This is a genomic window from Bacillus sp. JJ722 (assembly GCF_036963345.1).
Classification (GTDB): Bacteria; Bacillota; Bacilli; order Bacillales; family DSM-1321; genus Bacillus_AD.
This window is the reverse complement of the sequence record NZ_JBALMO010000192.1, coordinates 1-403: the sequence shown is the minus strand read 5'-3', so window position 1 is coordinate 403 and position 403 is coordinate 1. Positions and strand designations below refer to the sequence as shown.

Annotated in this window: 1 protein-coding gene; it reads left to right on the top strand. The window is 32.8% G+C overall.

From position 1 onward, the window contains the following. On the top strand, positions 1–403 hold a 403-nt coding region (locus tag V7014_RS20310), incomplete at both ends, for a glycosyltransferase family 2 protein (protein WP_335509757.1).

Below are 403 nucleotides of genomic sequence, written 5' to 3'. Positions count from 1 at the left end.
ACGACTATTTTAGAGCTCTGTCATTTCCTAATCGTTATTTTCTTAATAGTGGTGTTAAACATTTCGAAAATAACTTAAGTGAGTTTAAGTTACCTTATATTGCATTTTTAAGTGGCAATGTATCAGTAAGAAAGGAACAATTAGATAAAGTTGGTTGCTTTGATGAGAGCTTTGTAGGATACGGAGCAGAAGATTGGGAGATAGGATATCGTTTGTATAAAAACGGATTACAATTTGTATTAGATCCATCGACATTTGCATACCATCAAGAACATCCTATTTCAACAGAAAAAGTTAAAGAGCAATGGGGCAACCATTATAGACTAATAAAGAAACATCCGAATATTGATATTCTTATTTTAGCTTTGGAATGGAGAGGATTGTCATTCCTTCACATGCATGA